General features: G+C 64.1%; 10 protein-coding genes. All 10 read right to left on the reverse strand.

Features of this window, described 5'->3' with window-relative positions; all coding sequences use genetic code 11:
* Positions 1–24: 24 nt before the first annotated feature.
* Positions 25–3,525, reverse strand: coding sequence for a DNA polymerase III subunit alpha (gene dnaE / locus ACFOSU_RS16815; RefSeq protein WP_380691075.1), 3,501 nt, complete (start codon positions 3,523–3,525; stop codon positions 25–27).
* Positions 3,526–3,529: 4 nt separating this feature from the next.
* Positions 3,530–4,147 carry a ribonuclease HII gene (rnhB, locus tag ACFOSU_RS16820; protein WP_380691076.1) on the reverse strand — a complete coding sequence of 206 codons (618 nt, stop codon included), beginning with the start codon at positions 4,145–4,147 and terminating at the stop codon, positions 3,530–3,532.
* A complete protein-coding gene (lpxB, locus tag ACFOSU_RS16825) occupies positions 4,144–5,307 on the reverse strand; it encodes a lipid-A-disaccharide synthase (RefSeq protein ID WP_380691077.1) in 1,164 nt (387 codons plus the stop codon). Before lpxB ends, rnhB begins: the two co-directional genes overlap by 4 nt.
* 110 nt (positions 5,308–5,417) lie before the next feature.
* The gene (gene lpxA, locus ACFOSU_RS16830; RefSeq protein ID WP_380691078.1) at positions 5,418–6,191 is read right to left on the reverse strand and encodes an acyl-ACP--UDP-N-acetylglucosamine O-acyltransferase; all 774 of its coding nucleotides are present in this window, start codon (positions 6,189–6,191) and stop codon (positions 5,418–5,420) included.
* Positions 6,181–6,651, reverse strand: a complete 471-nt coding sequence (fabZ, locus tag ACFOSU_RS16835) for a 3-hydroxyacyl-ACP dehydratase FabZ (protein WP_380691079.1) — start codon at positions 6,649–6,651, stop codon at positions 6,181–6,183. Before fabZ ends, lpxA begins: the two co-directional genes overlap by 11 nt.
* Position 6,652: 1 nt before the next feature.
* Positions 6,653–7,699 carry a UDP-3-O-(3-hydroxymyristoyl)glucosamine N-acyltransferase gene (gene lpxD, locus ACFOSU_RS16840; protein WP_380691080.1) on the reverse strand — a complete coding sequence of 349 codons (1,047 nt, stop codon included), beginning with the start codon at positions 7,697–7,699 and terminating at the stop codon, positions 6,653–6,655.
* Positions 7,699–8,211, reverse strand: a complete 513-nt coding sequence (locus tag ACFOSU_RS16845) for an OmpH family outer membrane protein (RefSeq protein WP_380691081.1) — start codon at positions 8,209–8,211, stop codon at positions 7,699–7,701. The genes lpxD and ACFOSU_RS16845 overlap by 1 nt, the downstream gene beginning before the upstream one ends.
* Positions 8,212–8,249: 38 nt before the next feature.
* Positions 8,250–10,601, reverse strand: a complete 2,352-nt coding sequence (bamA, locus tag ACFOSU_RS16850; protein WP_380691082.1) for an outer membrane protein assembly factor BamA — start codon at positions 10,599–10,601, stop codon at positions 8,250–8,252.
* A gap of 286 nt (positions 10,602–10,887) precedes the next feature.
* Complete coding sequence (rseP, locus tag ACFOSU_RS16855; protein ID WP_380691083.1) at positions 10,888–12,249, reverse strand: RIP metalloprotease RseP; 1,362 nt, start codon at positions 12,247–12,249, stop codon at positions 10,888–10,890.
* Between the two features lie 96 nt (positions 12,250–12,345).
* Entirely contained in the window at positions 12,346–13,176 is an 831-nt protein-coding gene (locus tag ACFOSU_RS16860) for a phosphatidate cytidylyltransferase (RefSeq protein ID WP_380691084.1), read from the reverse strand.
* Between the last annotated feature and the right edge of the window lies 1 nt (position 13,177).

Below are 13,177 nucleotides of genomic sequence, written 5' to 3' on the forward strand. Positions count from 1 at the left end.
TCGGTTCTTCCGCCGGGTTGCTGTTTATTGAAGTGTCGTCTGCGGGCGACGATAACGTACTTGCACTCGATCCGCACCTACGAGCCCGCGCAGATCGGCAAGCAGGCCATCACATATGCGCACACGGGTGTCGCCCAGCGTCAGAACGGCGCGCGCATCGTCATTGGTGTAGCGCAGGACCACGTCACAGCCGGCGTTCTCGGCACGATAGCGATCCACGCAGCCCGCCAGCGCATCGATATCGACACTGCGCGAGGCACGCAGTTGCAACAGGATGCGGCTCGCAAACCGTGCCCGGGCGCCATCGATGTCCATCACCGTTTCCGCGTTGAGTCGGAAACCGTCGGAGAAATCGTCGTACTGCAGCTTGCCGTCGACGATCACGAGCTTGTCGGTCGACAGCAGATGGCCGTACTCGGCCGCCTTCTCCTCGAACAACGGACATTCCACGCGACCGCTGCCATCGTCGAGCGTGACGATGATGCGCTTGCCCTTCTTGGCGCGCCGGACTTCGACCACGAGGCCGGCGATCACGGCCGGCTTCTTCTGGCCGCGGCGCCCACGCGCCCCCTCTTCCGGGCGCGGCATCGCCGCGATCTGGTCGGCGATCTTGCCGCCGGTCATCAGTGCCAGCTCGTCTTCCCAGGCCTTGATCGGATGCCCGGTCAGGTACAGACCCAAGGTGTCGCGCTCGGCGCGCAGACGCTCGTCCTCGGGCCATTCCTCGCGTACTTCCAGCGGCGGCCCGGCGCTGTCGCTATTCTCGGCCAGGCCGAACATGTCGTTCTGGCCGGCGCTGGCGGCACTGCGGTCCTGCTCGGCTGCGGCAAGCGCGCGGGTCAGGCCGTACATGAGACTGGCTCGATTGGGGCCGAGCGCATCCAGCGCGCCGGCGTTGATCAATGCCTCCAGTGCACGGCGATTGGCTTTGCCGGTATCGATACGGCGACAGAAATCGTAGAGGTTGGCGAAGGCACCCGATTCGCGCCGCTCCTCGATGATCGACTCGATCGCACCGCGTCCCACACCCTTGACCGCACCCAGACCGTAGCGAATGGTCGCGTCGTCGACCACCGAGAAATCGTACTCCGAGGCGTTCACGTCCGGCGGCGCCACCTCGATCTCCATGCGGTGGCATTCGTCGATCATGATCACGACCTTGTCGGTGTGATCCATATCCGCCGAGAGCACCGCCGACATGAAATCGGCCGGGTAATGCACCTTCAGCCAGGCCGTCTGGTAGGTGAGCAGCGCATAGGCTGCCGAATGCGACTTGTTGAAGCCGTAGCCGGCAAATTTCTCGACCAGGTCGAAGATATAGGCCGCGGTGTCTTCCTTGACGCCGTTGGCTACCGCGCCTTCGATGAAGCCGCCGCGCTGCTTGGCCATCTCCTCGACTTTCTTCTTGCCCATGGCACGGCGCAACAGATCGGCGCTGCCCAGCGAATAGCCGGCCAGCACCTGCGCGATCTGCATCACCTGCTCCTGATACAGGATGACGCCGTAAGTGGGCTCGAGCACTTCAGCCAGCGAGTCGTGCGGATAGACGACGTTGGTGCGCCCGTGCTTGCGGTCGATGAAATCCTCGACCATGCCCGATTCCAGCGGGCCGGGACGATACAGCGCCACGAGTGCCACGATATCCTCGAAGGCGTCCGGTTTGAGACGCTTGATCAGCCGCCGCATGCCCGAGGATTCGACCTGAAACACGGCGGTGGTATCGCCGGCCTTGAGCAGCTCGAAGGTGGCCTTGTCGGTCATGCCGAGCGAGCGGATGTCGATCGGGTCCTTGCCCTGTTTCGACATACGCTCGTTGGCCACGCGCACGGCGCGGTCGATGATGGTGAGCGTACGCAGGCCCAGGAAATCGAACTTGACCAGGCCCACGGCCTCGACGTCGTCCTTGTCGAACTGGGTGACGCGGTTGTTGCCGCCCGGCTCGCAGTACAGCGGGGTGAAATCGATCAGATCGGACGGTGCGATCACCACACCGCCGGCATGCTTGCCCGGGTTGCGGGACAGACCTTCCAACGCCATGGCGAGATCGAGCAGATAGCCGACCTCTTCGTCCTCCTTGGACTGGCGCAGTTCCTCGGACTCCTCGAGCGCGCGCTCCAGCGTCATGTCGGGGGCGAACGGAATCTGCTTGGCGATACGGTCCATCATTCCGTAGGGATGGCCCAGAACACGGCCCACGTCGCGCACCACCGCGCGCGCCGCCATGGTGCCGTAGGTGATGATCTGGCTGACCTTGTTGGCCCCATAAGCCTGGGCGACGTACTCGATCACGCGGTCGCGACCGTCCATGCAGAAATCGACATCGAAGTCGGGCATGGACACGCGTTCCGGATTCAGGAAGCGCTCGAACAGCAGGTCGAATTCGAGCGGGTCGAGATCGGTGATGCCCAACGCGTAGGCAACCAGCGAACCGGCGCCGGAACCACGGCCGGGGCCGACCGGCACGCCGTTCTCGCGGGCCCAGCGGATGAAGTCGGCCACGATCAGAAAGTAGCCGGGAAAGCCCATGGTGGCGATCACGTCCAGTTCGTGATCGAGGCGCTGATCGTATTCGGCCTGCCTGGCCGCGCGGGTGTCGCGGTCCGGGTACAGCTCGAGCATGCGTGTTTCGAGCCCGCGCTCGGACTCTGCGCGCAGGAAGCTCGATGCGTCGTGGCCCTCGGGCACCGGGAATTCCGGCAGCACGTTCTCGCCGAGCGTGAGCTCCAGGTTGCAGCGCTTTGCGATCTCGACGCTGTTCTCCAGCGCTTCCGGCAGATCCGAAAACAGTTCGGCCATTTCCGCCGGGGTCTTGAGATACTGTTCCGGGGTATAGATTTTTGGCCGGCGCGGATCGGCCAGGGTATAGCCGCCGTGGATGGCCACCCTCGCCTCGTGCGCGTCGAAATCCTCGGCCCGGGGAAAACGCACGTCGTTGGTGGCCACCACCGGAATATCGTGGCGCAGCGCCAAACCCACCGTTTCCGCCAGCCAGGCCGCTTCACCCTCGCGCTCGCAGCGGGTCAGCTCGAGGTAATAGCGATCGCCGAACAGATCCTGCCAGTAGCGCGCATGCGCCTCCGCGAGTTCCGGCTTGCCGGCCAGCATCGCCGCGCCGGTATCGCCCGCCATGCCGCTGGACAGCGCGATCAGACCGTCGCTCTTTTCGGCGACCCACTCGCGCTTGCACAGCACCTGGCCGCGATCCTGACCGTGCAGATAGGCACGCGTGAGCAATTCGCACAGATGCCGATAGCCATCGCGGTGCTGCGCGAGCAGCGTCAGCCGCGACGGCGCGTTCTGCGGTCCTTCGTCGATGAGCAGATCGACGCCCACGATCGGCTTGATGCCGTTGCCAAGCGCGGCCTTGTAGAACTTGACCATCCCGAACAGGTTGACGTTGTCGGTGACCGCCACCGCGGGCATGCCGGCTTCGCGCGTCTGCGCCAGCAGCGGTTTGATACGCACGATGCCGTCCGACAGCGAATATTCGGTATGGACGCGCAGATGAACAAAGGATGCAGACATGGCCCTACTCTAACGTGTAATCCGGCGGTCGTTGGACCGCGCTCAATATGCGGGCGACAGGTGCGAAACTGCGCCTGTGAATGGGTGTGACGCCAAGGCTTTCCAGCGCCTGACGATGCACGGCTGTGCCGTAGCCCTTGTGCCGGGCCAGTCCATAGCCCGGATACTGCGCATCGAGCGCGACCATCTGCGCATCGCGCGCCACCTTGGCGATGATCGAGGCCGCGCTGATCGCCGGCACCCGCGCATCGCCGCCGATGACCGTGCGCGTAGGCATGGCCAGCCGCGGCCAGGTATTGCCATCCACCCAGGCCGCGAACGGCGTGATCGACAACGCCGCCACGGCGCGCCGCATGGCCAGCAGGCTGGCCTGGAGGATATTGAGCGAATCGATCTCTTCCACCGAGGCTTCGCCCAGCGCCCAGGCCAGCGCGCGTTCGCGAATGCGGATATCCAGGGCATCGCGTTCCGCCGCGCTCAGGGCCTTGGAATCGGCCAGGCCGCGTAACAGCGGTCGCGCGGGCAGAATCACCGCCGCCGCGACCACCGGGCCTGCCAGCGGACCACGCCCGACCTCGTCGACGCCGGCCACACAGGGACAGGCAAAGCGCTCACCGGTCATGCCCGGCGCCCGATCAGCTCGACCACCGCGCGGGCGGCCTGGGTATCGGCGTTGCAGGCCAGCTGGCGATGAATCGCCTCGAACGCGTCGATCTGCCGGGATCTCGCCGTGGCGGACGTCAACAGCCGATACACCCAAGGCCCGAGAATCGGTACGTCCGCGTCCTGCTGCAGCAGTTCCGGCACCAGCGCGGCGCCCGCCAGCAGATTGGGCATGCTCACGTATTCGATCTTGATCAGGTTGAGGCTGCGGGCGATCCAGTAGTTGCTCGGCGAAAGCACGTAGGACACCACCATCGGTGTCTTGGCGAGCAATGCCTCGAGCGAGGCGGTGCCCGACGCCAGCAGCAGGACGTCGACCGCGCGCATCACCTCGCGCGCGCGGCCATCGACGAGCGTCACGTCGATGTCTTGTCCATGGGCGGCCAGCTGGCTTTCGAACAACGCACGCACCGCCGGTGTCGCCATCGGCGCCACGAAACGAATACCGGGCAGGCGTTGTGTCAGCCAGCGCGCGGTCTGCAGAAAACGCGGGCCGAGTTCGCGTACTTCGGCGCGCCGGCTGCCGGGCAGCAGGCCCACCAGTTGGCCATCGGCCGGCAGTCCGAGTGCGGCGCGCGCGCTCGCCGCGTCCGGATGCAGCGGCATCTCGTCGGCCAGCGGATGGCCCACGAAGGTGACCGGAATATCGTGGGCCGCAAAGAATTGCGTTTCGAACGGAAAGATCGCCAGCAACAGATCGACCGCGCGGCGAATACTGCGCGTTCGTCCCTGGCGCCAGGCCCATGCGGTCGGGCAGACATAGTGCACGGTGGTGATGCCGGCCTGCTTGAGCCGGCGCTCAAGGCCGGTATTGAAGGCCGGCGCGTCGATCCCGATGAAGACGATCGGGCGCGTGCGCATGATCGACGCAAAAAGTCGCCGCCTCAGATTGAGCACGCGGGGAATCTGGCCGATAACCTCGCTCACCCCGAACAGCGACAGCTCTTCCACATCGGCCAGCGATTTACAGCCTTGGGCGCGCATCAGCGGTCCGGTGACCCCCTCGAAGCGCGCGTCCGGATAATACAAACGCAGTGCGCGTATCAATCCGGCGCCCAGCGCATCGCCGGACTGCTCGCCGGCCACGATGACAAAGCAAGGCGCCTTGGCTGTATCCATCACATTTGCACCGGGGTTGTCCGTATCGCATCGCGTCGGCTGTCGACGCCTGATTCGTCGCGCGATACACAACGGCCGATCCGGCCTGTGTACCGCGCTCGCTGCCGAAGCTAGCGAATGATGCCGCGCTGTGCCGCTTCCAGTGAATCGAGCATCACCCGTACCGCCGGGCTCTTCTCGGCGGGTTCGCGCAACGCCTCACGCGCCTCTTCCAGGCGCAGCTTGGAGCGATAGATCGTGCGATAGGCGCGCTTGACGGCCGCGACCTCTTCATCGGAATAGCCTCGGCGGCGCATGCCCACCGAATTGATGCCGTGCGGCACCGCCGGGGCACCGGCGGTACGCACGAACGCAGGCACATCCTGCTGCGCGCCGCTGCAATAGGCCAGAAACGACATCGTGCCGATACGACGAAACTGATAGACCAGCGCAAAGCCCGCAAGGATGCAGAAATCGCCGATACGCACATGGCCGGCCAGACTGGCGCCGTTGGCCATGGTGATGCCGTTGCCGAGCACGCAGTCATGCGCGATATGGGTATAGGCCATCAGCAGGTTGTCGTCGCCGATGATGGTTTCGCTCTGATCGATGGTGGTGCCGCGATGCACGCTGCAGTATTCGCGGAACGTGTTGCGGTCGCCGATGGTCAGCCGGGTGGGCTCGCCCTTGTAGACCCGATGCTGCGGCTCCGCGCCCAGCGATACGAAGTGGTAGATCTGGTTCTCGCGGCCGATCGTGGTGTGGCCGGTAATGACCACGTGCGGCCCGACCCGCGTACCCGCGCCGATCTTGACGTTGGGCCCGATGACGCTGAATGGGCCGACTTCGACATCGTCGGCCAGTTGCGCTTCCGGATGTACCTGTGCGCTTTGATCAACCGGCATCGGACGTCCCCACCTGATCCTCGGGTTTGGCCGGAATCGCCATCAGCTGCGCGCGACACGCCAGTTCGTCGCCTACCCAGGCTTCAGCGTCGAAGCGCCAGATTCTCTTCTTGGCCGAGCCGATCACGATCTTGAGCAGCAGCTGATCTCCGGGAATGACCTGGCGCTTGAAACGCGCCTTGTCGATGCCCGCGAAATAGACGATCGTGCCGTCGCTGGCATCCACGGTACGCATGCCCAGAATCAGCCCGGCCTGAGCCAGCGCTTCGAGAATCAGCACGCCGGGCATCACCGGATGGCCCGGGAAATGACCCGGAAAAAACGGCTCGTTGATGGTGACGTTCTTGATCGCGGTAATCGATTTGCCCGGCTCGCACTCCAGCACCCGGTCCACCAGCAGGAACGGGAAACGGTGCGGCACCTGTCGCATGATGGTGCGGATGTCGTCTTGGTCGCTCATGCTACTCATCTCCAGTGAACTTCTCTGATCGTTCGACACGCCGCAGCCGGTGCTCGATGCGGTCGAGCTGGCGGAACAGCGCAAGGCGCTTGCGCCAGCCCTTGGCGGGCATGGCACGAAAGGTCGAGGAGTATACCCCGGCGCTGTCGATGTCCTTGGGAACCTGGCTGGCCCCCGTGATGATTACCCCGTCGGCAATCCGCACGTGATCGCCGATACCCACACCGCCGCCGATCATGCAGTTGCTGCCGATGATCGACGAGCCGGCGATGCCGGTGCAACCGGCGATCACGGTATGGGCACCGATGACGCAGTTGTGTGCGATATGCACCTGATCGTCGATCTTGGCGCCGGCGCCGATCACGGTATCGTCCAGCGCGCCGCGGTCGATGGTGGTGCCGGCGCCGATTTCCACATCGTCGCCGATCTGCACGCTGCCCATCTGCGGAACCGCTTCCCAGCCGGCGCCGTTGTGCACCAGACCAAAACCGCGGCCGCCGAGCGCGGCATTGGCTTCGATCCGCACGCGTGCGCCGATCCGCACGCCGTCGGCGATGCTGACGTTGCTGGCCACGAGCGTATCCGCCCCGATCTGCACGCCGGCCCCGATCACGCTGCCGGCGCCGATCAGCGTGTTCGCGCCGATCTCCGAGCCGGCACCGACGACCACATGCGCGGCGATCGTCGCAGTGGCATCCACGCGGGCGCTGTCGTCGATCACTGCACTGGGGTGTATACCCGGCGCCGGCCCGGGCGCCGTGAAGTGGGCGGCTACACGCGCGAACATCAGTCTGGGGTTGTCCGCGACCAGCACCGGCTTGCCGGCCGGCACCGTCTGGCCCGCGGGCACGATCACGGCGGCGGCCAGGGTCGTGGCAAGCGCCTCACCCTGCCCGGCGCCCTCCGCATAGGCGATACAGCCGGCTCGGCCGGGGGCCAGCGCGCACACGCCCGTAATCGACACATCGGCGTCCGTGGCCGGCACACTCAGGCCGACTGCGTGAGCGAGCGCGCCCAGTCGATATCCATTCTCGCTGCGGTTTTCCACTACCGGGTCTTTAGCTGCTCGAGAATTTCATCCGTCACATCCACGGCGTCCGCGGCGTAGAGGACCGAGTCGCCGAGAATGATGTCGTAGCCGTTGTCGTCCGCGTACTGGTCGATCACCGCGCGTATATCCGAGCGCATGCTATCGAATTCCTTCTGCTCGGCGTCGGCCACGTCGTCGTTGTACTTGCTCTGCTGCATCTGCAGTTCGCGCTGGCGATCTCGGATGCCGGTCTGCAGCTTGTCGCGCTCGTCTTCGCTCATCACCGAACCGTCGCGCTTGAGCCGGTCCATGTCCTGACGCAGCGCGCTGGTACGGGTCTCGATCTGGTTCTTGCGCTCGGCGAACTGGTTGGCCATGTTCGTCTTGGCACGCTGGGCCTGAGGCGAATCATTGATCAGCCGACCCAGGTCCACGACCCCGATCTTGAGGTCCTGGCCCATCCCGGCGCCGGCCCAGGCCAACAGACACAACCCGACGAGAACAGTAAACGCGCGCCCCTGTATCTTCATGCTTCTCCCTGCGGCGCATACCGCAATGATCGAATCGATTACAGGCCCACACCGAACGAGAACTGGAAGCGATCCACTTCGTCGTTCTTGGCCTTGTCATCCACATAGGCGGCATAGCTCACGCGCAGCAGCCCGAAAAACGGAGTGAACCAGTAGAAGGCCACGCCGGCGGAACTGCGCAGTTCACTGGTCTCGAAATCGCTGGCGTTCTCGTAGACATTACCCATGTCGTAGAACGCGGTCAGGCGGGTGGACTTGTTGTCCGATTCCAGGAACGTCGGAATCACGAGCTCACTCTGAACCGTGGTCAGGAACTGGCCGCCGTACGGATTATCGAATGAATCACGCGGACCCAGACCCCCGTTGGAGAAGCCGCGTACCGAACGCGCGCCGCCGGCAAAGAAGTTGTCGTAGGGCGGCACGTCCTCGCCGGTGCCCCAGATATCGGTCTGCGCCACGCGACCGTCGACCGAGAGCACGACCTTGTCGGACAGCCCGGGGATCCAAGAGCCGACCAGGAAATAGCGCTCGTGTTCGAGGCTGGTGTCGTAATACTCGAGATCCGAGCCCGGGCCCTTGATATTGAACTGGAATTCGGTGTTCGAACCGCGGGTCGCAAAGAAGGTGCGATTGCGCGTATCGCGCGACCAGCCGGTCTGCAGTTCGTAGGTGGTCGCCTTGCGGCCGTTCTCGGTTATGAACTCGTTCAACTCATCGGATAGCTGATCGTTGCCGTTGCGATCGACCGCGGAATTGATCTCGTTGGTTTCCACGCCGAGGCCGGCCCGCAGCTGCGAGTACTCGGTGATCGGCAGGCCGAACGTGACGGCGCCACCAATCGAATTCAGATCGAAGCCGGAACCGATACGAATCAGCTGATCGGTATTGCGATAGAACGCGGAGATGGTGCGCGACACGCCTTCGTCGGTGAAGTACGGATCGGTCCAGCTCGCGCCTACGCTCTTGGCGTAGTCGTTGGTCTCGGCACGCAGACTCAGCGTATTGCCGGTGCCGCGGAAGTTGCTGTGCGACACGCTGCCGTTGATCAGGAAGCCCTGGGCGTCGGAGAAGCCGACACCGAACTGCAACGTGCCCGCGGCGCGCTCGGTGATGTCGTAATTGACGTCCACGAGATCTTCCGAGCCCGCCACCTTGTCGGTGTTGACCTGGACATCCTGAACATAGGGCAGACGCGCCAAGCGTGTACGCGAACGTTCCACGCCTCGACGCGAGAACGGCGCGCCCTCGAACTGACGCATTTCGCGACGCAGGGTCTCGTCGTTGGTCTTCTCGTTGCCGTTGAAGGCGATCTGGCGGACATAGGCCCGCTTGCCGGGGTCGATGAAGAAGGTCAGATCGACCGTCTTGTCTTCTTCATTGACCCGCGTCAGGGGGTCGACGTCGGCAAAGGCATAGCCGAAATCGGCCAGCCCCGAACTGATGCGGCTGGCCGAGGCATCCACCTCGCTGCGCGAAAAGGTCTGGCCGTCCTTGACGCTCACCAGCCGCTGCAGACTCGTCTCCGGCACGATCATGTCGCCGGCGAACTGGTACTTGTTGATCTTGTACTGGGCGCCCTCGTCCACGTTCAGAGTCAGAAAGATATTGCGCTTGTCGGGCGACAGCGAAACCTGAATCGACGATACGCTGAAGCGGATGTAACCGCGGTTCTGATAGAACGAGTTCAGCGACTCCAGATCGCCCAGCAGCTTCTCGCGCGAATAACGATCACGGCTGCGCCAGAACGTCAGCGGATGCGTGTACGCGGGCGAGCTGGATTTCAGCTCGAACACATCCTTGAGCTGATCATCGGTGAAATCCTCGTTGCCGATGATGTTGATGTCCTTGATCGACGCGATCGGGCCTTCCTTGACCGTGATATCGATCGCGACCCGGTTGTTGCCCAGATCGGTGACATCGGTATTGATCGCGACGCTGTAATAGCCGTTGGAATAATACTGGCGGCGCAATTCCTGCTCGAGCTGATCGACCAGCGACCGCTTGTAGAGCTCGCCCTGGGCCAGGCCCTGCTCCTTGAGCGCCTTCTTGAGTTCGTCGCCGCCGATCTTCTTGTTGCCCTTGATCGTGAAACGCGCGATCTCCGGCCGCTCGGTGACATCCACCACCAGCGTATTGCCCTGGCGCTGAAGCGCGACGTTCTCGAACAGCCCGGTGTCGTAGAGCGCGCGGATCGACTGCTGGGCACGGCTCTCGGTCAGCTGATCGCCCACCGACAGCGGCAAATAGGTGAGCACGGTACCGGGTTCCAGGCGTTGAACGCCGTTGACCTGCACATCGTCGACTCGAAAGTTGTATTGATCCTGAGCCCAAGCGCTCGTCGCGCACAAACACAGCAGCACGGCCAGCGCGCGCATCAGAATTCCAGGCATATTTAAGGAACCTTTGAACTATTCAGATAGGGATCGCGTTCGCGTCCCGTGCCGGATGCCTGCAAGGCAATCGGCGAAGCGTCAGGGCAAATCTCCTGGGCGAGCCCGGAGACACTGCCAGCGGTTGGTGCAGCCTGGGCTGAACACAGCCCGAGCGTTCGAACGTGCCCGGACAGCGTCATTCGTCGTTCATGTGCAGCAGGCACACTTCCCTCCTTATTCCGTGTCCGTCACGCCCTTGAATACCGGCGCGAACACGCTGGGCAGATCACAGGGTTCTGCCCGGCTACCCGAACAAGCGCGCGATATCGTTGTAAAAAGCCAGCGTCATCAGCATCAGCAAGGCGACCATTCCCGCCTGCTGACCCGCGACCTGTACGGCCTCGGACAGAGGCCGGCCCCTGATCCATTCGATCGAATAATACAGAAGATGCCCCCCATCTAACACCGGGATGGGCAAAAGGTTCAGTACCGCGAGACTCACGCTCACGAGCGCGAGAAAGCCCACGAAGGCTTCCAGGCCGATGCTGGCGGTCTGGCCGGCATAGTTGGCGATCTGGATCGGCCCACTGACATTGCGCCACGACACGTCGCCGGTGAGCATGCGCCCCATCAGGCGCACCGTGAGCGACGATACGTCCCATGTCTTGGCCACCGCCGCTGGGACCGCGGCCAGCGGGCCCAGTTGCCGCGTGGTGCGCATGGCATCCCATGCCGCGGCGTCGACGCCGATCTGCGCGCCCAGACGGCCGACATCGGTGCCGTTGTCGTCCTTGATACTTGCCAGGGTGACCGGCACCTCGATGTTGCGGTCGTTGCGGGTCACCGACAGCATCACTTTCGCGCCCGGCTGCGCCTTGACCCGATCCACCAGCGCCTGCGGCGTATCCAGCGGATCGCCATTGAAGGCGGTGATCTCGTCGCCCTTCTCGAGCCCGGCCCGGGAGGCGGCGGTGTCGTCGAGCACCCCGGCGATCAACGGCGTCGCCGGCGGCTGATACGGCGCCAGCCCCAAGCGATCGAACAGTTTTTCAGGGTCCGCCGGCACGTGGGTCAGATCAAGTCCGACCGTACGCAAACGTCCGTCGCGACTTTGCACCGACAACTGCACCGGATCGCCGTCGAGCCCGCGTTCGAGCAGCGTCAGACGCAAGTCCTGCCAGTCGCCCATGGTCTTGCCGGCGACTTCGGTGATCTCGTCGCCGGCGCGAAGACCGGCAGAGGCGGCGAGCGTGCCGTCGGGCACGGCGCCGATCATGGGCTTGATGCCGGCGACACCGATCATGAACACCAGCCAGTACGCCGCCACCGCGAACAGGAAATTCACCCCGGGCCCGGCCGCCACGATCGCGATGCGCTTGGCCGGATGCTGGCGATTGAACGCGTAGGGCTTGTCGACTTCGGCCACCTCGCCCTCACGCTCGTCGAGCATTTTCACGTAGCCGCCGAGCGGAATCGCCGACAGCCAGTACTCGATGCCGGTGCGCGGGCTGATGCGCCCCCATAGCTTCGGCCCGAAACCGATCGAATAGCGCAGTACTTTCACGCCCATACGGCGCGCCACCCAGAAGTGGCCATACTCGTGCACGGCCACGAGCAGGCCGATGGCAACGATGAATGCGGGTACCGACATGAACCAGTCAGGCATGGATTTCTTCTCTCCGATGAAGACGGTAGTCGACGTTAATCAGGGCTTGGACAACGCGTCTCGCGCGACGCTCCCGCATTCTACCGGCAGAACGCCCTAGAACTGCGACGGCAACCAGTGCAGGCCGGCCACGAACCAGGGTGCGGCCGCCAGTACGCTGTCCAGCCTATCAAGCACACCGCCATGACCCGGGAACAATCGGCCACTGTCCTTGAGCTGGGCATGTCGCTTGAACATGCTGATCGTGAGGTCGCCGACGATCGAGATCAGGGCGATCCAGCCGCCGAGGAACATGAACGCCAGTGTACGCGTTGCGTCGTAGCCAAGCACCCACGCGCCGACCCAGGCCAGCAACACCGCCGCGACCACGCCGCCGACCGCACCCTCGCGGGTCTTGCCCGGACTCACCCTGGGTGCCAGCTTGTGGCGTCCGAGCGTACGGCCCGCAAAATAGGCGCCGGTGTCGGCCGCCCAGATCAGGAAGAAAAAGGTCAGCAACAACAAGGCGCCATCGTCGCTCTGGTGCAGATAGGTGATCGCCGCTACCGGTGCGACCAGCGCGATTACGCCCACCAGCAGGCCGATATCCCGACGCCCGATGGTTGCCGCCCAGCCGTCTGGAAAACGCATCACCCAGTAGATCGCCGCCAGCCACCAAAGGCATGCCAGGCCGATGAACAGATTTTCTGCGCCCAGGGCGAAGTTGTCGTTGCACAGCAGTGCCACCAGCCCCATCACCACGGCTACCGCGACCACGAAACCGGTACGGCCAGGCTGTGCCAGGCGCAGCAAACCGCCCCATTCCCAGGCGCCCAGCAGCATGAGTGCTGCAAATATGAGCGCGATGGCCACGGTCGGCAGGAACAGGATGCCAAGCACCACGAGTGGCACCAGCGCCAGCGCTGTCACGACCCGGGTGATCAGCATG

It is taken from the genome of Salinisphaera aquimarina, assembly GCF_042643355.1.
Taxonomy (GTDB): domain Bacteria; phylum Pseudomonadota; class Gammaproteobacteria; order Nevskiales; family Salinisphaeraceae; genus Salinisphaera; species Salinisphaera aquimarina.